At 51.5% G+C, this 19,297-nt stretch carries 25 protein-coding genes; 3 read left to right on the plus strand and 22 right to left on the minus strand.

Annotated features, from left to right (window positions below):
• Positions 1–104: 104 nt before the first annotated feature.
• The 9 genes from BM373_RS16070 to BM373_RS16110 all read right to left on the minus strand — a co-directional run bounded on the left by BM373_RS16070 (position 105) and on the right by BM373_RS16110 (position 5,249).
• Positions 105–2,063 (minus strand): replication endonuclease, encoded by a 1,959-nt coding sequence (locus tag BM373_RS16070; protein WP_090463462.1) that lies wholly within the window; start codon positions 2,061–2,063, stop codon positions 105–107.
• A gap of 55 nt (positions 2,064–2,118) precedes the next feature.
• Positions 2,119–2,331, minus strand: coding sequence for a hypothetical protein (locus BM373_RS16075; RefSeq protein ID WP_090463465.1), 213 nt, complete (start codon positions 2,329–2,331; stop codon positions 2,119–2,121).
• A complete protein-coding gene (locus tag BM373_RS16080) occupies positions 2,324–3,154 on the minus strand; it encodes a DNA adenine methylase (RefSeq protein WP_090463468.1) in 831 nt (276 codons plus the stop codon). Before BM373_RS16080 ends, BM373_RS16075 begins: the two co-directional genes overlap by 8 nt.
• Positions 3,145–3,378: a DUF2732 family protein gene (locus BM373_RS16085; protein ID WP_090463471.1), complete on the minus strand. Its 234-nt coding sequence runs from the start codon at positions 3,376–3,378 to the stop codon at positions 3,145–3,147. The genes BM373_RS16080 and BM373_RS16085 overlap by 10 nt, the downstream gene beginning before the upstream one ends.
• A 66-nt stretch (positions 3,379–3,444) precedes the next feature.
• The gene (locus tag BM373_RS16090) at positions 3,445–3,849 is read right to left on the minus strand and encodes a hypothetical protein (RefSeq protein ID WP_090463474.1); all 405 of its coding nucleotides are present in this window, start codon (positions 3,847–3,849) and stop codon (positions 3,445–3,447) included.
• On the minus strand, positions 3,846–4,061 hold the full coding sequence (locus BM373_RS22000) for a hypothetical protein (protein ID WP_371261132.1): 216 nt from the start codon (positions 4,059–4,061) through the stop codon (positions 3,846–3,848). The genes BM373_RS16090 and BM373_RS22000 overlap by 4 nt, the downstream gene beginning before the upstream one ends.
• Positions 4,062–4,257: 196 nt before the next feature.
• The gene (locus BM373_RS16100; RefSeq protein ID WP_371261133.1) at positions 4,258–4,473 is read right to left on the minus strand and encodes a phage filamentation protein Fil family protein; all 216 of its coding nucleotides are present in this window, start codon (positions 4,471–4,473) and stop codon (positions 4,258–4,260) included.
• A 20-nt stretch (positions 4,474–4,493) separates the two neighbouring features.
• Complete coding sequence (locus tag BM373_RS16105; RefSeq protein ID WP_090463482.1) at positions 4,494–4,997, minus strand: phage regulatory CII family protein; 504 nt, start codon at positions 4,995–4,997, stop codon at positions 4,494–4,496.
• 30 nt (positions 4,998–5,027) lie between these two features.
• A complete protein-coding gene (locus BM373_RS16110) occupies positions 5,028–5,249 on the minus strand; it encodes a helix-turn-helix transcriptional regulator (RefSeq protein WP_090463485.1) in 222 nt (73 codons plus the stop codon).
• Between the two features lie 153 nt (positions 5,250–5,402).
• Here BM373_RS16110 and BM373_RS16115 point away from each other — a divergent pair, with 153 nt between their 5' ends.
• Genes BM373_RS16115 through BM373_RS16125 form a run of 3 tightly spaced genes read left to right on the plus strand, consistent with a single transcriptional unit; the run spans position 5,403 to position 8,818 of the window.
• A complete protein-coding gene (locus BM373_RS16115) occupies positions 5,403–5,984 on the plus strand; it encodes a phage repressor protein CI (RefSeq protein WP_090463488.1) in 582 nt (193 codons plus the stop codon).
• Position 5,985: 1 nt separating this feature from the next.
• On the plus strand, positions 5,986–7,008 hold the full coding sequence (locus BM373_RS16120; RefSeq protein WP_090463491.1) for a phage integrase: 1,023 nt from the start codon (positions 5,986–5,988) through the stop codon (positions 7,006–7,008).
• Between the two features lie 10 nt (positions 7,009–7,018).
• The gene (locus tag BM373_RS16125) at positions 7,019–8,818 is read left to right on the plus strand and encodes a P-loop NTPase fold protein (RefSeq protein ID WP_090463494.1); all 1,800 of its coding nucleotides are present in this window, start codon (positions 7,019–7,021) and stop codon (positions 8,816–8,818) included.
• Positions 8,819–9,120: 302 nt separating this feature from the next.
• Here the strand turns inward: BM373_RS16125 and BM373_RS16130 are convergent, their stop codons facing one another.
• The 13 genes from BM373_RS16130 to BM373_RS16190 form a co-directional block, all read right to left on the minus strand.
• Positions 9,121–9,339 (minus strand): DNA-binding transcriptional regulator, encoded by a 219-nt coding sequence (locus BM373_RS16130; protein ID WP_090463497.1) that lies wholly within the window; start codon positions 9,337–9,339, stop codon positions 9,121–9,123.
• An 85-nt stretch (positions 9,340–9,424) separates the two neighbouring features.
• Positions 9,425–10,573, minus strand: coding sequence for a phage late control D family protein (locus BM373_RS16135; RefSeq protein ID WP_090463500.1), 1,149 nt, complete (start codon positions 10,571–10,573; stop codon positions 9,425–9,427).
• 2 nt (positions 10,574–10,575) lie between these two features.
• The gene (locus BM373_RS16140; RefSeq protein WP_090463503.1) at positions 10,576–11,052 is read right to left on the minus strand and encodes a phage tail protein; all 477 of its coding nucleotides are present in this window, start codon (positions 11,050–11,052) and stop codon (positions 10,576–10,578) included.
• 15 nt (positions 11,053–11,067) lie between these two features.
• A complete protein-coding gene (locus BM373_RS16145) occupies positions 11,068–13,587 on the minus strand; it encodes a phage tail tape measure protein (RefSeq protein WP_090463506.1) in 2,520 nt (839 codons plus the stop codon).
• Positions 13,580–13,699 carry a GpE family phage tail protein gene (locus BM373_RS16150; protein ID WP_166714745.1) on the minus strand — a complete coding sequence of 40 codons (120 nt, stop codon included), beginning with the start codon at positions 13,697–13,699 and terminating at the stop codon, positions 13,580–13,582. The genes BM373_RS16145 and BM373_RS16150 overlap by 8 nt, the downstream gene beginning before the upstream one ends.
• A 32-nt stretch (positions 13,700–13,731) precedes the next feature.
• A complete protein-coding gene (locus tag BM373_RS16155; RefSeq protein WP_090463511.1) occupies positions 13,732–14,007 on the minus strand; it encodes a phage tail assembly protein in 276 nt (91 codons plus the stop codon).
• Positions 14,008–14,065: 58 nt separating this feature from the next.
• Positions 14,066–14,584: a phage major tail tube protein gene (locus BM373_RS16160; RefSeq protein ID WP_090463514.1), complete on the minus strand. Its 519-nt coding sequence runs from the start codon at positions 14,582–14,584 to the stop codon at positions 14,066–14,068.
• Between the two features lie 13 nt (positions 14,585–14,597).
• Entirely contained in the window at positions 14,598–15,788 is a 1,191-nt protein-coding gene (locus BM373_RS16165) for a phage tail sheath protein (RefSeq protein WP_090463517.1), read from the minus strand.
• A 130-nt stretch (positions 15,789–15,918) separates the two neighbouring features.
• Positions 15,919–16,137, minus strand: coding sequence for a tail fiber assembly protein (locus tag BM373_RS16170; protein WP_090463520.1), 219 nt, complete (start codon positions 16,135–16,137; stop codon positions 15,919–15,921).
• Entirely contained in the window at positions 16,121–16,375 is a 255-nt protein-coding gene (locus BM373_RS16175; RefSeq protein WP_090463523.1) for a hypothetical protein, read from the minus strand. Before BM373_RS16175 ends, BM373_RS16170 begins: the two co-directional genes overlap by 17 nt.
• Positions 16,375–17,784, minus strand: coding sequence for a phage tail-collar fiber domain-containing protein (locus BM373_RS16180; RefSeq protein ID WP_090463526.1), 1,410 nt, complete (start codon positions 17,782–17,784; stop codon positions 16,375–16,377). The genes BM373_RS16175 and BM373_RS16180 overlap by 1 nt, the downstream gene beginning before the upstream one ends.
• Positions 17,781–18,392 (minus strand): phage tail protein I, encoded by a 612-nt coding sequence (locus BM373_RS16185; RefSeq protein ID WP_090463529.1) that lies wholly within the window; start codon positions 18,390–18,392, stop codon positions 17,781–17,783. Before BM373_RS16185 ends, BM373_RS16180 begins: the two co-directional genes overlap by 4 nt.
• A complete protein-coding gene (locus tag BM373_RS16190) occupies positions 18,385–19,293 on the minus strand; it encodes a baseplate assembly protein (protein WP_090463531.1) in 909 nt (302 codons plus the stop codon). Before BM373_RS16190 ends, BM373_RS16185 begins: the two co-directional genes overlap by 8 nt.
• Positions 19,294–19,297 lie beyond the last annotated feature (4 nt).

Consider the following 19,297-nt stretch of genomic DNA (forward strand, 5'->3'; position numbering starts at 1 on the left):
CAAATACTGTACATTCATACAGTATACATTTACTCACACTTTGTAAAACCGATTTTTTAGGATAAAAACCAATATGAATTGTATTTTCCGTTACTTACAGAACGTTACCACCCCGGCCACATTTCATTTTGTGGCTCGTCAGGCTTCTCTTTTAATTCACCATTTTTATAAATCAGCGCCGAACGGCCATAAGCCAGCCCGCCACCGCGCTTAAGAATGTCTATTTCTTCATCAGAACCGGCAAAGCCACGTCTGTGCAGTTGCAGTTTTAATCGTCGGCGGCTTCCACCCTCCGTACAGTTATTGACAGAACTCCAAGGGGCGGCGCTGCCGCCAGAAAACCCCGCCTCCGCTGGCGCTTCGGCCAACTTCGGCACCTTCGCCCACTTCACCAGACGCGTGCAAACAGATGAATCAGGAACGAACGGAGAGTAAACACCCTGAACACGCTGCACGGCTTCGGCGTATTCGTTTCCCTGTTCCGTGATTTCATAGGCGAGACGCACAACCAGATCCCGGCGTGCGACCAGTGCACCGCCCTGCGCCTGCGTGTAAGACGCCCAGCACCCCACATCAGCGGCGGCAAGCACGGCATCCATGCGGTTGTCTGTCAGTTGCAGATCACGCAGGCGGCGAAGCTCGCGCCATACCGTCACCGGTGCGCCTCCGATTTGCTGAAACTGACGAATGCGCCAGCGCGAGGCCCACGCCGAAACTGATTTAGCCATGTCACGCAGATTTTCCCCGGTTTCGTCGTCCGTCTCGCCATCCAGCGCGAAGCCGTCAATATTCTTTGAGATGTATTTTGCGATGTAGCCGGTAGCGCTGCCTTTATCTGGATCGATAGGCTCAACGTGAAAACGCGCTTTAAGCGCGTGCGGTGTCTGGAGTTCTTCGGAATCCGCTATGCGGGCATGAAAGCAGATGATATCGCGCACCGCTTCAACATCCTGCGGGCGCATGAACAGCAACATGTGCCAGTGAGGTGTCCCGTCGTGGTGCGGTTCAACCACACGGAAGCCGAAAACATGAATACCGGCGCGTGACAACGCCGCGCGGGTTTTAGCCCACACGTTGCACAGATAGCGCTGCGTGTCCTGCGGGCTGGCCCCGTTCCACTGCGACACAAAGCCGCCTTTGCTGTGCACCGCGTGGTAACGCGATGGGGCGGTGATGGTATAAAACTCTCCCGCCATGCCCTGCTCGTTGGCGATATCCTCAAAGCCACGCATACGCACCATTAGCTCACAACGGCGGATCGCCGGATTAGCCACACTGCCATACACCTGATCGGCAAGGGCGATGCGGTCCCCGTCTTCGTTTATCAGGTCAAACTTTTTAAAAAACTCAGCGTTACGCTTCTTCTGGTCAATCCACTCTCCCAGAGACTTGCGCGATACATAAGCGCTTGCCGCTTTTTGCACCTGCCCCACGGCGATGGCCATATGCTCACGTTGCAGATCGCGGGCGCGTTTTAACCGCAGATACCACCACGCCGGGGCCATCATGCGAAGAATCCCGCATTCAGCGTGACGCGCGGTGATGGTGTCATTTTCAATCATCGCCCAGTAAGGTGCGCTGAAATTGATATAGCCGACCATCTCCCCCAGTTGCGTAAAAGCGGCAATGGTGCGGCGATCAAGCTCATTTAAATCTGAGGCATCAGTTTTGATTGAGTCGGTGTAATCGTAAAAAGCCTGCGCAAGCCATGCGGCGATTTTGCCGCCCAGTTGTTTAAGTTCCGGGCGCTCAAGTGAAGGTAAACGGGAAAGCATTTTCCAGAAGGGGAGATCGTCAGCGCCACCCGGCAGGGCATAACGCGTCATAACTTTACGCAGGCGTGGCAATACATTCTGTCCGATGGTGCGGCGCAAAAATGTATTGGCACGACGACGCCCATTAACGCCGTTAAAAAGCGTTTCGTAGCGATTGCCAAAATACCCGGCTAACCAGTCGGGCATTTCATGAAGATATTGTGAACGGTAGGCGTAATCGTCTGGATTAACATGCCACAGGCGGCGCTCAGTGATAGTAGCGTCACGCGGCACACCAGGCGCAAACATGTCACGCCGCCATGAATCGACGGCGTGATGCTGACCCGCTAATGCTAAAGCTGAATCAGGCACGATTTACCCACCTGATCCACGCATCGCAAAGCATCCCAAGCCCAAAAAAAGAAAGCAGCGCGGGCCAGAAGAATGCACATACGAGGACAATAATTAAATCAGCGCTATCAGCTTTCCCTTCTTCTTCCGCAACTTCGGCAGTGAAATAGAAAAACGCCGCCACGCAGCCGGTGAGATAGATCACCATCGTAACTGCATCAAACATTCACTACCGCCTTACCTTCACCGGCAGGCGCTTTGATGATCAGCTCTGCGGCCGTTTTCTGGCTGGTAGCTGCTGCACCAACGCTACGCGGGGCATTGATACGGACTAAATCAAAACCAGCGTAAAGCAGATGCACGGTATCAATATCGCTGTTTGAGGCGATCACGCTCACGCCCTCGCCCGCCAGCTTCCTGAGCTTACGTGCCAGCTTGCCGTGATCGAGGTGTGTAAAGCCGCCGCCATGGTAAGCGGTGAAATTTGAGGATTCAGTCAGGTACGGCGGATCGCAATAAACCACATCCCCCGCCCGCACCATTGCCAGTGTTTGCATATAGCCAGCGGTGACAAATGTTGCCCGCTGTGCTTTTTGAGCAAACGCTCTAATTTCTGTTACCGGGAAATAGGGGTTTACATATTTGCCATAAGGCACGTTGAAAAGCCCGTTACGGTTGTAACGGCAAAGGCCATTAAAGCAATGACGATTTAAAAAGAGGAAAAACACGGCACGCTCAAGCGGATAAAGCTGCCCCGCATTGAAAATCTCGCGGGCATTGAGATAACCCGCCTTTGTGTTTTTCAACAAAAACATATTGCCGAGGTGATGAATCACCGCCTCTGGCTTTTCTTTAATCTGCTGATAAAGGTTAATCAGATCGGGATTAACGTCAGCAATCAGGTATTCTTCATACTCTGTATTCATCATGACGGCGCATGAACCGGCGAACGGCTCAACCAAGCGCTTACCTTCCGGCAGATGAGGACGCAGGCGCGGCATGAGACGGGCTTTACTTCCGACCCATTTAAGCGGCGTTTTTATTGCCATGCTGCACCGCCCTTGCTTTCAATGGCTGCGGCTTCCTCGCGGATCAGTTCCACAATTTCGGCAGCAGACAGGCCAGCATTAGCGGCATGGGTAGCCAGCTTATCAAGGCGGGCGGAGCACAGATCGGCGGCAGCGGCTTTTCCTTCCTGCGTGGCCTGATTCAGCATGAGCAGCAGGTCAGTACCCGCATTAGTTTTCGGTAAAAACATGCGTGTCGTTTGCATTTTGGTATCTCCAGGGCAAAAGAATCCCCGGCCACGTTATGCGTGGCCTGAAAATTCAGAGGTTAATTAGTTAAGGCGCAGGTTTTGCGGGCAGGCAGCCGAGTAATTAGGGGCTGGCACCTGGTGTAATTCGAACGTATTGCGCCACCAGTTTTGGATCAACGTTGTGATTTCGCCCTGGCCCAGTGCGCCAGCGGCGTAAAACATGGCGCGAATACTCGCCAGCGCTTCAATCTGGCTTTCGCGGGTTTCGGCTTCGCGGTAAGCGGCACACCACAACGCAGCATTGGCAGCAAGCCAGTGGCGCGGGCTGGTCATGTGATCAGTGTCGTTAAAGAAAAACGGATGAAGCAGGACACGCCCGCCTTTGTCCGTGTTTTTACGCAGAAAGATCACCGCATAATTCATCGGCACACGCCATGCTTCCAGCTCATTGGTGAGATTGTCTTTACTAACGGAAATAATTGTCATGACTGCTTTTCCTGCTGGTTTCTCAGTTGTTCACGCGCAGCCAGCGCCTGAACGATATGCGGGGCTATAACCATTTGCTGGCTGTTTCTGGCCGGGACAACTGCTTTAGCCGGGCGGTCTGCTGTCCTGCGGGTGAAGTCATCGCGGCTAAGAGATCCGAACCCGTCAAACACATTGCGGGCCTTCTGAATGCCGGTGCGTAACTGCGACATGCCCCTGCAATCAAGGCGCTGGTAAAGCTCGCGCCAGTCACATTTTGCGAGGTGTGGCTTAAAAGACTCAGTGCCAGCGATTGACGCGGCATGAAGCACAACGCCCCGCCACTCTTCATTAAGCGAGTCCCAGTAATTTGCAGCCTCACTGTGCTTTGAATTGATTTGGCGGCGTATACGTTTAAGCCACTCCTGGTTAGTTGCCATTACGACCCCCTATCATGCCGGTGAGGTTGCGGGCTTTTGTTGACAGAAAACGCAGAACATTTCCGCCCTTAAACTGGACAGGCTCATGCGCGTTAAATTTATGGATCATGCCGGGATTCCAGCGCTGCCCGTTTTGCAGTTCTAACCAGCCATTACCAAAGCTGGTTAATTGTTGCGGGGGCGACTGGCGCTTGAGATAGGTCACAAAAGGCTTCATGGATCACCTCACATCAGGCCAGCGGCATTTGTCGTCACGATATCGACGGCAGCAGCAAGCACAGGCACAGACTGAAAGCGGGCCTCAACGGAATGGACGATCAGCGAGAGGCTACGAATTGCATCACTTGCGCGGTCCAGGATTTGATTACGACGTGCTGCCGTCATCCGTTCCGTTGAAACCGCTTCACCGGCTAACACGCCAACGTTCGCCGCAGCGGTTAGCGCACAAAACTGCATATTTTCAGGCCGGGCATTGTTTACAGGTACGGAGGGCTGACAGTTAATCTGCCGAAGCAGGCCGTCAAGAATGCGGGCGTCTTCCGTATGATCCGTAATAGCGAGCAACTCCAACACAGTGAGCTGATGAGGCTGATCGGGATTTAACTTGCAGCGCAGGGTTGCTGGGCGCATCCCCACCGCCCGCGCCAGTGCTTCAACATTATGAGACTGAGCAAAAGCGCGGCAGGCATTGTCGAGGTGATTACGGTCGGAAACTTTGTAATCGTACATGATTAGCGTCTTCCTAATTGCTAGCCTGGATTACGCATTAAGCGAGACGTTACAATCGCTTAAAGCCATTACGGTTAAGGCTGCCATATTGACTTCAACAAGCCCTTTTGTTTGTGCTCCTTTAGGCTTGATTGGTAATTTTCCGTATGAAATCAGATTATTAGCGGTACTTTTTGACATGCCAGTGCGACGGCAATACTCGTCCAATGGCAAATATGGCTCAGGGATGATGATTGTAATGTTAGGACGCATAATGCAAACTCCTCGGGTTAGGGATACGCCAATATCCGCATTTATTAACCAATATCCATTTAACTAACTACAAGCGCACTTTATGTTTCAAAAAACTAATTGTCAACATCAATTAGCTTTATGCAACATTGTCGGTCGTTATCAGGGCTTTAAATGAGCAAATTTGAATTCAACATGGATACAGACAGCGCTCCTATACTCAATAGGGTTTTAGAGGCTTACGGTTTTAGCCAAAAACTCATGCTGGCTGAGCACTTAGGCATTGCATCTAGCAGTCTTGCTGGCAGGTACAGGCGGGGCGGTTTTCCAGCTGACATAGTGGTTAAATGCGTAGCTGAAACGGGCGTCAACTTAGAATGGCTTGCTACAGGTAAAGGACGAAAGTATGACGATCAGACGCTGGACGTCATGACAATACTTCGTAAAAAACTAATTGATGGACAGCTTTTTGACGCAGGCTACATCATGTTAGATAAAGCAATGATGCTGCCGCCAAAGCAAGAACCAGCTCGTCCCGTCATGATCATTGACGAACAGGCCCAATATTTAGTTGATATGAAATTTGCAGAAGTTTTTGACGGCCAGTGGCTTGTCGAAATTGAGGGGAAAACTAGCATTCGCACCCTCACAAGAATTCCAATCAAAAAGTTTCGCGTAAGTGGCGTAGGCATGGCCTTTGATTGTGGTATTGATGACATAAGCGTGATCGGGCGCGTAGTCCTGACAATTATTTAATATGACTGTTAGAAAAATCAGTAGTGGTCAGTGGGTTGCAGACTTTTATACGGTCAACCGTAGTGATGGGAAACAGGGCAAGCGTATACGCAAAAAGTTTGCAACCAGAGGCGAGGCTTTAGCATTTGAAAACTACACCCTCCAAAAAGTAGAGGACGCGCCCTGGCTTGGACAAGGCAAAGACAAACGCCACCTTTCAGACCTCATACACCTTTGGTTTGATCGCCACGGTATAACTTTGCGTGACGGCGAAAAACGTAAAAGCTCTATGCTCTGGGCTTATGAGTGCATGGGCTCGCCTTTGGCTACAGAATTCACAGCCCAGTTATTCACCGCTTACAGAGCTAAACGGCTTGATGGTCATTTTGCCCGTACTAAGCGTGTTGCTAAGGTTTCGCCACGCACTATGAATCTGGAGCACGCTTATTTCCTGGCTGTTTTTAATGAGTTGAAACGGCTTGGGGAATGGGACGCGCCAAACCCCTTAGAAAACGTCCGCCAGTTCAGAACCGACGAAAGCGAAATGGCCTATCTGACAGGAGATCAGATTGATAGGCTGTTAGAAGAATGCCGTCTCAGTTCTGCAAAAGATTTGGAAATGATAGTAAGGATTTGCCTGTCAACTGGCGCAAGATGGGGGGAGGCTGAAAGCCTGAGACGCAGCCAGATCACACCAGGTAAAATCACGTTTATAAAAACTAAAGGAAAGCGCAACCGTACCATCCCATTGGCCCCAGAAATCATAGCCGAACTTCCGAAGAAAAATGGTGCTCTATTTAGCCCATGTTATTACGCCTTTAGATCAGCTTTGGAAAGAGCTGGAATTGAATTACCAGCCGGACAGCTAACACACGTATTGAGGCACACCTTCGCATCTCACTTTATGATGAACGGAGGAAATATTCTTGTTTTACAGAGAATACTAGGGCACACAGATATTAAGATGACAATGCGTTATGCACATTTCGCACCTAATCATTTAGAAGAAGCAATTAAGTTTAATCCTTTAGCATTACACATTTAAGAGGCATATTATGAGTCAAGATAATTTGCAAGCTTACTTAGATTATTATATAAATTTAGATGCACCGGGATTTGCTGTATTGATCACCGGGGAGTGGGGATCGGGTAAAACGCATCAAATTTTGAATGCTATACCATTAGAGTTACAGTGCCATGTTAGTCTTTTTGGAATTAGTGACTCACAAGAGGTTTATGGTACTGTATTTGCTAAAATGTTCCCTGGTAAAAGTTTCGCTAAAAAAATGCTCGATTTAACGAAAGATATGACTAGCGAACTTAATGGAGTTACCTTTGGAGCTGGCGCATTGGCTGGAAGTATTATCAGTCCATTAATAAAACAAACTGTTGACCGTAGTAAAATAATAATCTTTGATGATTTAGAGCGTTGCCCTATGAACAACAAAGAGATACTGGGGGTAATAAATCAGTATATTGAGCATCACCAATGTAAGGTAATAATATTGGCGCATGATAAAAAAACTCACAATGACTTTATTACTACAAAAGAAAAGATAATTGGACATACAATTCAAATTGTTCCTCAAATCGATGAGGCAGCCAATACATTCTTTAAAAGCAACTTCAGGTTAAATAATTACAGAGAGATAAAACCACTGATAATTAATACCTTTAAAAAAACAAATTGCAAATCACTAAGGATATTAAAGTATGTAATAAATGATTGTGACAGACTGCTTCGCTGCCTCGAACCGGTCCACTTAAAGAACACATTAGCAATGAAATCCTTGTTTACTCTATTTTGCATTGTAAATATAGAGCACAGGTCTGGAAATATCTCCATTAGTGATATAGAAAGTATCCCGGAAGATTACTTACAATATGCAATTTTCGCTCAACCAGATAAAGTTGAAAACCCTGAATTTGAGGCCATCTTTAAAAAAAGGAGAGAATTTTATAAAAAATATGATGAAACTGAAATCAGGAATGGAATTTTAGATAGCGAACTGCTTGCAAATATAATAGGAACAGGATATTACCCGAAAATTAATATTTTGAACTCATTAAACTCATCCCATTATTTTGTGCAACAACATAGAAACCCACCTTGTTTAACAATAATCAACTTTGACTATCTAGACAGTAACATTATAAACTCAGCCATTTCTGAAATGTTTGAAGATTTCAAGAACTTTAAAATCGTACATATCGGCGAAATGATGCATAGTTTCTGTATGTCTTACTATCTTTCAGAGCAAAAAGAAATTAATCAAACTTTTGATGAACTATATGAATTTCAAATAACTTATATTGATAAGTTACTAGAAAAAGACTTACTCCCGCCAAACTCACTGTATTTTGATCCTTATGAAAATGATATCTACGAGCGCTCACATTCAATTTCATACTGGATAAGTGATTCTTACCAACTGTATATCGACAAGATAACTAATCACCTAAAGTATAGTAGAGATATTAGTAAAAGAAATAAATACCCAACTTACACTCAAGAAATATTGGACGCACTAGATAGTGATCTTGAAAATTTTAAAATGTTATTGTTGGGTAATGGTTCTGTACCAGGTAAATTTTCTAACATAGATATTTTAAAGAGCATACCTCCTAAAGACTTCCTTTTACATTGGCTTATGCTTCCAGTGGATTGCTGGAATAAAGTAGGGATGATTTTGAATTCTCGTTATAGAGGTGCAGCCCATAATATACTAAACCGTGAAAAATTATGGTTAAACGAGCTTTGCCTATATATATTGTTTGAAGCTAGATTACACAAAGGTTTAGAAAGAACTCGAATTGAGCGACTGATTCCTTACCACGCTCTCAAATCTTTTTAGTGTCGCAAAAGTGTCGCAGTAACTTAAGGATATTGCGTAATACTGGTTAATATTGATTTTTTATGTTGCTGATTTTACTATAAGTTATTGTTTTTACGTTGTCCGATATGGTTCTCATAATCGCTTGGTCGCTGGTTCAAACCCAGCAGGGGCCACCAAATTTTACGAGTGGAATCATGTATTTATAGCACCTTAACGGGTGCTTTTTTTATTTCATTTAAAGCGATTGGCAGCAAAATGGCAGCAGGTTTTTTTTCTATCCGACGATATTCAATAAAAAACCCCGCTTTGCGGGGTCTAAGTTAAAGCCACATTTGCTGTTGCCCGGCTGGGCTTGGGTGAGGTGGCGCAAAATTAACTTTGCCTGGCGTCACAATTAAACGTTGCACAGATTCCATCGTTACGAAGGTGCAACTGCAATTGATGTTGGTGCACTGATGGTAACGCTCTTTGGTGTTTTCCGTCACATAACGACTGGTTCTGGCGTGCGCCGCTTGCTTACATTTAGGACAGTGAAACATAGTGCCACCCTTTATCATCGCGTATGAGATTAATCTTACCGTTTCGCTTCACTTTTGAGAATAAATAAATCTCTTAATTGATGATTTATTCGGCTTCGCTTTCCGTTTCATATTCAACATCGGAAATCCTTACCTCCAGCTCCAGCGCCGTCGTATAGCCATTGTTACTCAGCGAGTGCGTCACCTTGGTGATAGTCCATGCCTGGTCATCAATAATCTTCTTAAAGCCCGTAACCCTCACCGGCATTTCCGGGTAAATATCAGCCCGGCCAGTGGCGAGGCTGATTGAGAACTCAGCAACGCCGCGCTGCAATTTATCCCACTTAACCTGCGCTGCACGCATCGCCTGGGCTTTTGTTGAATAGATGGTTGTCAGTGCAAAAACATTATCCGCTTCCCCGGCCATATACTCGCCCTCCCGCGCTTCCGGCACTTTCACCGGTTTGGCTTTCGGATGTTTATCGCCGTCAGTCTTATGCGTTTTAGGTTTGCGCTTGAGCTTAACCTTTTCCTTTTGCGGCTTCGGGTCTTTGGTATGCAGCCATTTCGCCGTTACGCCGGTGTAAGCGCCACGGTCAGCAATGGCGAAGCTGTGCCGATCCCCGTCGCTGCGGGCAATAGTGATTTGCGGTAGCGGCTTGCCGCTGGCGTTCACGCCTTTGCCCGCTTTCAGAAACAGCAATTTCCCCATCTTCACAGACACCTCGCCGCCGTTGCGCTCCGCAAGGCGCGTCAAAAATTTGATGTCCGATTCCTGCGATTGATCGATGTGCGGGATTTTAATCGCGCCCAGCTCCGGCGCGACGCCTGCGGCCAGTTTGTTCCTCGCTGCGATAGTCTCAACGATTTTACCGAGCGTGGTGTCGTGAAATGAACCTTCACGACGTGAGTTGAGCGTTCCACGAAAGTCAGCGCTGCGGGCGCGAATGGTGACGGTATCCGGCGCACCCCGGTGCTCGACTTCATCAACGGTATAACTGCCTTTACCGACCAACGCAAAACCTTTCCAGCCGAGGTAAAGCGTGAGCACAGCGCCGCGAATGGGTAGCGCGACCAGCCCGTCGGCATCATCCAGTTCAATATCGAGCTGGTCAGCCTCAAACCCCCGGTTATCCGTGAGCGTCAGACTCAACAACCGGGCGCTGATATTGCCGGTAATATCCCGGCTGTTAAGCTCCAGCAAAAAATCAGGCGTCATGACGCCGCCCGCCGCATTTGTCAGCGCATCCAGCATTATCAGCCCCCTAATAATCCGGTGTATTTCCCGGCCAGATCGCCTGCTTTGCCGATCAGCGATTCGGCCTGTTTCCCGATATCGCCATAAAGCGCGGCCAGTGATTCATCAACACGGGTCAGTTTCAGCGTGAAGTCAGTCCGGCGCGGCGTGCCGTCGGAAAATAAAAGGCTCCCGGTTTCACTGACGTTGTTGATGATAAACATGCCGTAGATCGTGCCGGTGCCGTCAATCAGCGGCCACGCCCGCCCCTCATCGGCCATCAGCCTTAACGTGGTCATCGTCAGCTTTCCGCCCGTCAGCTCCGGGTAGAGCACGCCGGAAAGCGTGACGGTTTCCTCGCCGGGGCCAAGAAACTGGAAAGTGTCACGCAGACCGACGCGGCTGTTTGACGGCCAGCGGTAATTCGTATCCCGCTGGATATTCTGGTAAGGCAGCGTCTGACGCATAAAAACAAACATTCCGAGTGCGAGCATCATCGGTTAATTACCTCATCAGTCATACAACATGCTGGCGCGCGCGCGGGCGCGTTTGTCGCTCTCGTGTTTTTCAAGCGCGTCCTGTAACTGGCGGTCAAGTGACGTCCCAGGCGCAGCGCCCCCCTGTAGAGTAATGTGATACTCATTTTTGCTTTGATCGACATAAGAGCGACCGGCGGCTGCGGTCACGGGCGCATAGGATGCATGGCCCTGGGTAATAGCTGACCCCGTACCCGCCCCCGCCACAGGTGCCGACTGATACGGCAGATAACCTGTATAAGCACCGGTGGGCTGAACGTAGCTTTTATTCTTCGCGGCTTCGGCTTTTGCGGCCTTCTGGTCAAGGTCGCCCGATTGCTTGTTAATGATCCCGAGCTTTTCCAGCACCCAGTCAATGCCTTCCCGCAGCTTGTTAAACGTCTTAAGCGGCAAATTAAGTGCATCAGCGAGCCCCTTACCAAAGGTCACACCTGCATTGCGGCAACTGTCGAGGGTGTCCTGAGTAGACTTAACGGGTGCAATCAGATCATTAAACCACTGCCAGACCTTTTGCAGATATCCGCCCAGGGTGTCGAACATCGGCTTAAGCGGCGTAAAGATTTCGGCCACCGGCCCGAACGCGGCCCGCAACCCCTCCACCACACCACTGAAGAAAGCGCTGATCGGTTCCCAGTATTTACGGATAAGTAAAGCGGCGGCGACAATGGCCGCACCGACGGCGATAACAGGCCAGATGATCGCCCCGACAGAGGATGCAATTATCGTCCCGGCAATGCTAAATCCGGCAGCTAAAAACCCCGCCCCCGCAATCAGGGCATTAACCCCCGCCATTACCGGCCACAACACCAGGCCAAGGCCGCCCAGGACGGCAATAAATCCCGTCACAGCACCGGCCACCAGTACAATTTTTGATACCAGTTCAGGATTTGCTTTCACCCACACGTTGAGCCTGTCGAGCCATTTGTTTGCCGTCTGGGTGAGTGCTCTCAGTTTGTCGGTCATGCTGGAAAATACTGTCAGGCGCAGCCCTGCAAAGGCACCATCCAGCTTCGCCACATCTCCGGCCAGATTATCGCGCAGCGTGTCACCCATTTTCTCCGCTGCACCACTGACGTCACCGAGCCGGTTCTTTGCTCCGGCCAGCGCGCCGAGAAATTTGGGGATCTGATCGATAGATAAATCTTCAATGGGCGTACCAAACAGCGCTATAGCAGCATTGGCGCGTTCAGCCGGGTCTTTAATCGACAACAGGCCGCGCGCGGTTTTCTGCATCGCCACACGCGCTTTTTCGCCGCCGGTGGCAATCGCCTGAGACATTTTCTCCGCGTCCAGGCCAATTTGCTTATAAGCCGCCACGCTGTTTTTAGACATGTCCGAACCACGGATCGAAAACTCCTTGATAGCATCGCCGGTTTTATCCAGGGCAAATTTACCCTGCTTCGACATATCGACAAGCAACGACATGGCTTCCGCCCCGGTAAAGCCGAGGTTACGAAAATGGGTCGAGTATTCATGAAGAATTTCCGGCATCTCCCCGCGCATCTGCGCGGACACGCGCTGCATCCCGGACACGATGAGATCGAGCGCTTCATCGCTGTTTTTTGCCAGCCCGTTCTTCATCATGATGCCCGCAATCTGGATACTCTCAGCGGCTTCGCTGCCGAAAGCCGTTTGCATATCCAGCGCTTTACGACTGATGCGATCTAACTCAGCCTCGCCCACATCACCCATTGCGCCCAGGGTGCTGCGTACCGCTGACACGGCTTCTGTGATTTGTTCAAGATCACTACTGACACCCGAGGCGTTAATGCTCTTGATCACGCCCGCGTATTCTTTGCCGCTGGCACTGTCTTCCCCCTGGCGCGCGGCAATCAGCGCGCCGCTTTTCTCAGCGTGCACTGCCGGTGCCATTAATGCGCTGCCCGCATATAATCCCGCCGTACCCAGCCCGAGCGCGGCGGCGCTGGTATTGCGCGCACCGGCAACCATCGCCCGGCCCCGCTCGTAACGCTCACTCACCGCGTTGAGCTTTTCCTGTTGCTGGCTTACGCGTGCCAGAGCTGCACGCTGGCGCTCCATGGCTGTGGTGGTCTGGGCGATATTGCTGCGTAACTGACGTTCAGCGGCAGATAAATTCCGCGTATCAATACCTGACTCTTGCAGGGATGTACGCTGGCGCTGCACGGCCATGCGCAGACTGTCAAATTTCGTTTGCAGTTCCGCTGTACTGCGCCGGGCATTCTCCAGCTCTTTGACCTGCGCCCGCGTCGGGTTCGCGGTATTACGCATCGCCTGTGCCAGCGCAGCCGTTTTCGCTTTGGCTTCGTCGAGTGAGTGGCCGGTAACGGCCATTTGCGCGCTGACCTTACGGAAGCCCTCTATCTGACGGGCCTGCGCATTAAGGTCTTTGAGCTGGTTTTGTGATTCGCGGATTTCACCTGACAGGGTGCGGCTTGCCTCCTGCACCGCCTTAAAGGGCCGTGATACCTGATCAACAGCTTTGAGTAATACCTGTAATTTAACGTTGTCACTCATTGGTGTTTCCGCTTCGCTGGAGCGCTTTTTCGCGCCATGTGATTAGCTCAGTCAGGCTCATGGGGTATAGCTCTGATGGCGGCCAGTGGAAAATCACTGCGATATCCGCCATCAGGTCATCGACCGACATGTTTTTCGGGAAGTCTACTGCGCCGAACTCGGTGACAAAAAACCCACCACCTGACCGGCAAGCGCCACAAGGTCGGGTAATTCCAGCGCGGCGACTTCCTGCTCGGTGAGCATTGGCGCGGTCATGCGCGGCAGCACTTTGATCAGCGCGTCCACTTCGGAGTTTGCCACCGCTGCCAGACTGACGCCGCGCAGTGTTCCGGCGGTGGGTTTCATGACGGTGATTTGTTCAAAAATCTGCTCGCCACGCTTAACAGGATTTTCCAGGGTAACAACGTTTTCTTTGCTCATGACATTCTCGCTTTATTAATTCCGGGTTAACCGGCCAGTTTCCTGACCGGCTGATAAATTACAGGCCGATATTGCGGCGGTGCTGCTCCAGCCGGTCAACGCCGTTCACCTTCTCGATCATGTTGATGGTGTCGATTTCAACCAGCTCTTTACCGTCGATGGTGAGCTTGTAATAGGTGCAGGAAACCGAGATTTTCGATTCGGTATCTTCACCCTGCTTGCCTTCGCCGGTGTCGATTTCCTTCTGACGGCCACGAACCACCACCTCTACGGCCACCGTGTCGCCGGTATCGTCGCGCTGGTAGGATCCCGCAAAGCGAATCGGCACCGCATCGGCACCCGTTGCGCCGTACAGCTCCCAGATCACGGAGTCAGGGAAGCCACCGAGTGACCACTCCATCGACAGGGCATCATCATCAAGGCCCAGATCAATCGTTGCGGCACCGTTCATCCCCGCGCCGCGATAATTCTCCAGCTTGCGGGTCAGCTTCGGCAGGGTGATCGATTTCGCAACCCCCTGATAGCTGTAGCCGTTCAGGAAGACGTTCATTAACTTAAGTTTGCGCGGCATTGCCATTTAGTCGGGCCTCTTAATTGCTGTTGACCGAGGAAACCAGCGTCACCAGATATTTATCGGTGATGCGCTGGCGCAGGGTCAGGTTTTCGAGCGGGGGAACCGGGGTGTAGTCGTAGTCAATAAACAGCTTCCCGGCTTTCAGGGTTTCCGCGTCGTTGGCTTCTTCGTCAAACCAGCACGTCGCATCAACGATATAACCCGCCGTTTTCAGCTCGCGGAATTTGGCGTTGATACCGTCCACGATATCGCGGATAAGCGTTGCCGTGACGGGCCTATCCACCGCCCACATATGCGCGGCGGCCATCGTGTCGGCCAGCACCTGAGCGGTGCGGGTGTAGTTCTCAAACAGGAACAGCGGATCATCAGAGCAGGAGCGGTTACCCCAGAAGCGAAAACCATCTTTACGAATGAGCGTGGTGACACCCGCTTCGTTGAGCAGGTCGGCATCGGTGCCGGTTTCCTGCAAATCCCAGAACACCGACGCGCTGATCCCGGTGACGCCGTTGACGCCCACGTTTGACAGCGTTTTATGCCAGCCCTGCTCCTGGTCGATTCGGGCACGCAGCCCCAGCGCGCGCGCTGTCGCATAAGCCGTGGCGCTGGCGTTCTTCGCCGTATCCCAGGCGAGAAAATCCGGCCAGATCACCATCAGTTCGCGGGCGCTGAAATTCTCACGGTAATTGATGGCGTCAGAGACGGTTTTACACTCCCACGCGCTGACATAGCCGAACGCGCGCAACTTCTGACAGACTGAAACCAGCGCCGTAGCCACGGCCTGATTATCCAGCCCCGGCACGCCGAGAATGCGCGGCTTAACGCCCGTCACCGCTTCGGCGGTCAGCAGTGCCTTAAGCCCGGTGTATTTGCCGTTTTCGTCGGTGGTGCCGATGATATTGGAAACCGTCTGCGCGAAAGCCTCCTCTTCATCATCGCCCGCGCCTTCTGCAACGCGTACAACGACGACAACGGGTTTTGACTGATCGGCGATAGCCTGGAGTGCGGCAGACAGCGTGCCTTTTTTACCGGCTTTGCCAATCGCGCTTTGCACACCGGTTATAAGCACCGGCTCATTGAGGGGGAAGGTTGCCGCGTCTGCATCGCTGGCCGTACAGACCATGCCGATAATCGCGGTTGATACTGTGGAAATGACGCGCGTGCCGTCGTTGATTTCGACGACCTGCACGCCGTGATGAAAATCACTCATCCGTTTAACTCCGTGGTTTGGGGTGAGTGTATTTTCAGGGTGCATTACGCCGGGGGCTATTTATCAGGGTTGGATGTGGTCTGAAACAACACGAAAGAAAGGCGGGCATATGCCCGCCTGTTTCTCCTGCTTATTCTCTGCCGGGCAGCTCCGGCCACACCACCTCTGCCGGGAATTTTTTTTGCAGGGTTATATCGCGCAATGCCTGCCGGTAATTCGCCCACACATTTTTATCTGTGGGGGTATCCGGCATCATCGACCAGTCGCTATCCCTGAGCAAAGCATCACGACGTGCCCGGATTTTTTCCGCATCAATTGCACTCAGACTCGTTTTATTTACCGATATCATCGCTTTCCCCTTCTGAGGCAATGTATGACCCGCCAGTTCCTGCCGGTGCACCCATTTTTTTGACGTTCAGCTCCCACGCCTCAAGCGCGACATCAGGTAAGTCATCCGCGCTGACAATCCAGAAACTCACTCCCTGCGGCACATCTTTGCGGCCAATATCAAGCACAGAAAGCCCGCATGCCGCCGGAAAAAGCACCCTTGCTGATCCCTGATTTTCGAAAATAATTGCCTGCATCATCAGCCCCCCATAACACACACATCGATCACCGCATCTGCATACATGTCGGTATTGTTATCCATCGCAACAACGTTGAACCCTGTCGTCAGCCTGTCAGTTGCACCGAACACCCGGACGATCTGATCATCCGGCGCGCCGGGCAGAACGGCACTACCAATAACGGCGTAATCTGATGTCACTGATGCGCGCGTGAAATTGAAAGCAAAGCGCCCGGTCGCGTCTTTGCGAACACTCGAAATATTATGCGAGCGATAAATCAGCCCTGATGCGCCGTTGAACTTACACCAGGCAAAGGGCATCTGCGCATCCACGCCGCGAGGCACCTCAAGATTTGCCCTGGCGGTTTCCGGGTTCGGCAGATCCGCCAGATTTTGCGACTGCCGAAGCGCGCCTGTGTATACGGCAATTTGAGCCGCCGTTTTTCCGGACAGATTTGTTAGAGTTTCGTCCTTATTTTGCTTATTACCGAGTATGGCTTTTATTGAATTTGCAAAAGCGGCGTCGTTATCAATGGCATTCGCCAGTTTTTCCAGCGTATTCAGCGACGCGGTAACATTACCGGTGATAAGCCCTGGCAGACCAAGGTAAATCAGAATTTCAGCGGGTGTTTTCCCGGCTAAATCACTTAACGTCTTATCAAGATTCTGTTTATTTTTAATGATTTCCGACAGCGAGTTAGAAAAATTAGCATCATTGCCAATCGCAGTTGCAAGTTTGGCGAGCGTATCAAGTGCCGCCGGTGCGTTGCTTACCAGTTCACTAATGGCGGTGCTGACAAATTGAGTTGTTGCCAGTTGCCTGTCATTCGAATTTTTTGCCGGTGTCGGGGCTGTCGGTTTGTCGGTAAATTCCGGGCTTTGAATCGGTGCATATTGCGGATGAGGATTATTATCCTGTTTATGCAGTCGCATAATTTCATTCGTATATGTCGAAACTTCGATAGCTTTGTCATCGGCATATTTTCGCGTTGCCAGCACCACTGACGGATCAATTTTCAGCGTAACGGCGGCGACAGCCGACACGGTCAGCACCATGCGAATAGTCTGCGTGCGTCCGCTTCCCTCCTGGAGCTGCGGTTTGTAGGTTTCCGGGCAGTTGGCCACCCCAATCAGGATTCCATCGCTATCATAAAGACCAATTTCACGGATCCAGAAACCACCCTCACTTTCAGGGATAATTTGCTCCGCAATAATCTGGCTTGTATTGGCCGGATCGATACTCAACTGGTTAAGCGGTGCGATGCGTTTCTGGTTGATAAGTTTTATCTGCGCCGGATCGGGCGTGGGTAATACACCATTACCATCACCAACCGCCATTTGTGTCAGGTTTAGCTTAGTGCCGAGGGCGGCCGCGTTCGCCAGCCTTGCCGCGCCCTGACTGGTCAGAATGGCATAATATTTTGCGGTCATGCGTTCACTCTCAGGTTATCAATCAAATGGATGGCCGAGGCCGGGAAATATTCACCACCGACGATAATTTCCTCGGGGGTGTAGGGATAAATCGTCAGTGCGTCACCGTCATAACAACCGGCACCGGCAAAGATATTGCCGGTCGAACTCAGACTGATAGCAAGGCCGGTCAGGTGACGACTTGCCGGTTTTGCGGCATCAATCAGGCGCTCAAGCTCCTGATACATTTCATCGGTGATACCACTGTCGAGCACGCCGACAACAAGACGAAATGTGCCTGGCTCCTCGTTGAGCTGCCACCACTCCCGCACCTCGATCAGATAGCCGAGCGGCTCAACGACACGGCGCAGCGCACTGATGGTGCCCTTGTGTTGATGGACGTAAAACGAGGAAGCGATGACGCTGCGTTTTGTGGCTTCCGGCCAGTTAAAATCCCAGCGGTCTACCGACAGCGCCCATGCAAGCCAGGGCAGAAGTGCCGCCGGGCATTGCCACGGATCCCAGAGCTGGCGCAGCGGCACCGGCACGCGGGTGATTTCTGCTGCCGCACGGGTGGCGGCCACTTCCAGCGCGGAGGAACCAACCGGCAAAAGGCGGTCATCACTCATCTGTACCCCCTGCGGCGATTTGATAGTGCGTGCAGTAAGATGCCTGGCGCTTGTCGAGCACAATATCAGCCACCGGCGCGGTCAGTTCCACGCGCTGCACGCCTTCGACGTGGAGCGCGGCGTAAATAGCCGACTGACGGATATCGCGCCCGATACGGCGCTGCGAGCCGATGTAATCCTGCAACTGCTGTTCGGCGGCCCGGCGGATCGGCTCTGCTTCCGGGCCAGGGTAGAAAAAGAGTTTTGCCTCAATCTGATAGTTGATGATCTGCGCGCTCTGCACCGTCACCCGGTCACCCACCGGGCGCACATCCTCAGCATTCAGGGCTTTTTCCACCACGGCCAGCAAATCAGCGCTGGCTGTGCCATCACCCTCACGTGACAGCACGGTGATGGTCACGCTGGCAGGCGTCGGGCTGATAACGGAAATATCCGCCACGCGCCCGTCAGCACTGCGCCCGTGGTATTCATACGCGCCGACCGGCCCGGCCACGCTCAGCCCTTCAAAAGCCTGTTGCGCACGCAGGCGTAAATCAGTATCAGATTCCATGACCGCCGCCACTGGCGGGATTGCGGCGTCGTCTGCCGGGGTGATGGTCAGCCGTTCGGTGTTATTGTTGGCGGCCATCACATCGAGATCGCTGCCCTTCGCATAAGCCAGCATCACCGCGCGGGCGGCTTCGTTGACGCGCTGACGCCAGATCACTTCGCGGTAGGCGTTTTCCTCAAGAAATTTGGTCAGCGGTTCAGACTCCAGCGCCAGCGTGCGTGCGATAGCGTCCTGCTGATCGCCGGGGTAAAGAGAAATCAGCGTCGCCTTACGCGCGGCGAGGATGCTCTCATAATCAAGCGCCTCAACCACATCCGGCACGGGTAGCTGACTCAGATCGATAATTGGCATGGTT

It is taken from the genome of Enterobacter sp. kpr-6, from assembly GCF_900116015.1.
GTDB lineage: Bacteria > Pseudomonadota > Gammaproteobacteria > Enterobacterales > Enterobacteriaceae > Enterobacter_D.

What these genes read in the sequence shown, in the direction of transcription:
- BM373_RS16070 (WP_090463462.1), bottom strand. Translation starts at nt 2,063, where the DNA reads ATGTTTGCGCCTGGTGTGCCGCGTGACGCTACTATCACTGAGCGCCGC.
- BM373_RS16075 (WP_090463465.1), bottom strand. Translation starts at nt 2,331, where the DNA reads ATGTTTGATGCAGTTACGATGGTGATCTATCTCACCGGCTGCGTGGCG.
- BM373_RS16080 (WP_090463468.1), bottom strand. Translation starts at nt 3,154, where the DNA reads ATGGCAATAAAAACGCCGCTTAAATGGGTCGGAAGTAAAGCCCGTCTC.
- BM373_RS16085 (WP_090463471.1), bottom strand. Translation starts at nt 3,378, where the DNA reads ATGCAAACGACACGCATGTTTTTACCGAAAACTAATGCGGGTACTGAC.
- BM373_RS16090 (WP_090463474.1), bottom strand. Translation starts at nt 3,849, where the DNA reads ATGACAATTATTTCCGTTAGTAAAGACAATCTCACCAATGAGCTGGAA.
- BM373_RS22000 (WP_371261132.1), bottom strand. Translation starts at nt 4,061, where the DNA reads ATGTCGCAGTTACGCACCGGCATTCAGAAGGCCCGCAATGTGTTTGAC.
- BM373_RS16105 (WP_090463482.1), bottom strand. Translation starts at nt 4,997, where the DNA reads ATGTACGATTACAAAGTTTCCGACCGTAATCACCTCGACAATGCCTGC.
- BM373_RS16110 (WP_090463485.1), bottom strand. Translation starts at nt 5,249, where the DNA reads ATGCGTCCTAACATTACAATCATCATCCCTGAGCCATATTTGCCATTG.
- BM373_RS16115 (WP_090463488.1), top strand. Translation starts at nt 5,403, where the DNA reads ATGAGCAAATTTGAATTCAACATGGATACAGACAGCGCTCCTATACTC.
- BM373_RS16120 (WP_090463491.1), top strand. Translation starts at nt 5,986, where the DNA reads ATGACTGTTAGAAAAATCAGTAGTGGTCAGTGGGTTGCAGACTTTTAT.
- BM373_RS16125 (WP_090463494.1), top strand. Translation starts at nt 7,019, where the DNA reads ATGAGTCAAGATAATTTGCAAGCTTACTTAGATTATTATATAAATTTA.
- BM373_RS16130 (WP_090463497.1), bottom strand. Translation starts at nt 9,339, where the DNA reads ATGTTTCACTGTCCTAAATGTAAGCAAGCGGCGCACGCCAGAACCAGT.
- BM373_RS16135 (WP_090463500.1), bottom strand. Translation starts at nt 10,573, where the DNA reads ATGCTGGATGCGCTGACAAATGCGGCGGGCGGCGTCATGACGCCTGAT.
- BM373_RS16140 (WP_090463503.1), bottom strand. Translation starts at nt 11,052, where the DNA reads ATGATGCTCGCACTCGGAATGTTTGTTTTTATGCGTCAGACGCTGCCT.
- BM373_RS16145 (WP_090463506.1), bottom strand. Translation starts at nt 13,587, where the DNA reads ATGAGTGACAACGTTAAATTACAGGTATTACTCAAAGCTGTTGATCAG.
- BM373_RS16150 (WP_166714745.1), bottom strand. Translation starts at nt 13,699, where the DNA reads ATGGCGGATATCGCAGTGATTTTCCACTGGCCGCCATCAGAGCTATAC.
- BM373_RS16155 (WP_090463511.1), bottom strand. Translation starts at nt 14,007, where the DNA reads ATGAGCAAAGAAAACGTTGTTACCCTGGAAAATCCTGTTAAGCGTGGC.
- BM373_RS16160 (WP_090463514.1), bottom strand. Translation starts at nt 14,584, where the DNA reads ATGGCAATGCCGCGCAAACTTAAGTTAATGAACGTCTTCCTGAACGGC.
- BM373_RS16165 (WP_090463517.1), bottom strand. Translation starts at nt 15,788, where the DNA reads ATGAGTGATTTTCATCACGGCGTGCAGGTCGTCGAAATCAACGACGGC.
- BM373_RS16170 (WP_090463520.1), bottom strand. Translation starts at nt 16,137, where the DNA reads ATGATATCGGTAAATAAAACGAGTCTGAGTGCAATTGATGCGGAAAAA.
- BM373_RS16175 (WP_090463523.1), bottom strand. Translation starts at nt 16,375, where the DNA reads ATGATGCAGGCAATTATTTTCGAAAATCAGGGATCAGCAAGGGTGCTT.
- BM373_RS16180 (WP_090463526.1), bottom strand. Translation starts at nt 17,784, where the DNA reads ATGACCGCAAAATATTATGCCATTCTGACCAGTCAGGGCGCGGCAAGG.
- BM373_RS16185 (WP_090463529.1), bottom strand. Translation starts at nt 18,392, where the DNA reads ATGAGTGATGACCGCCTTTTGCCGGTTGGTTCCTCCGCGCTGGAAGTG.
- BM373_RS16190 (WP_090463531.1), bottom strand. Translation starts at nt 19,293, where the DNA reads ATGCCAATTATCGATCTGAGTCAGCTACCCGTGCCGGATGTGGTTGAG.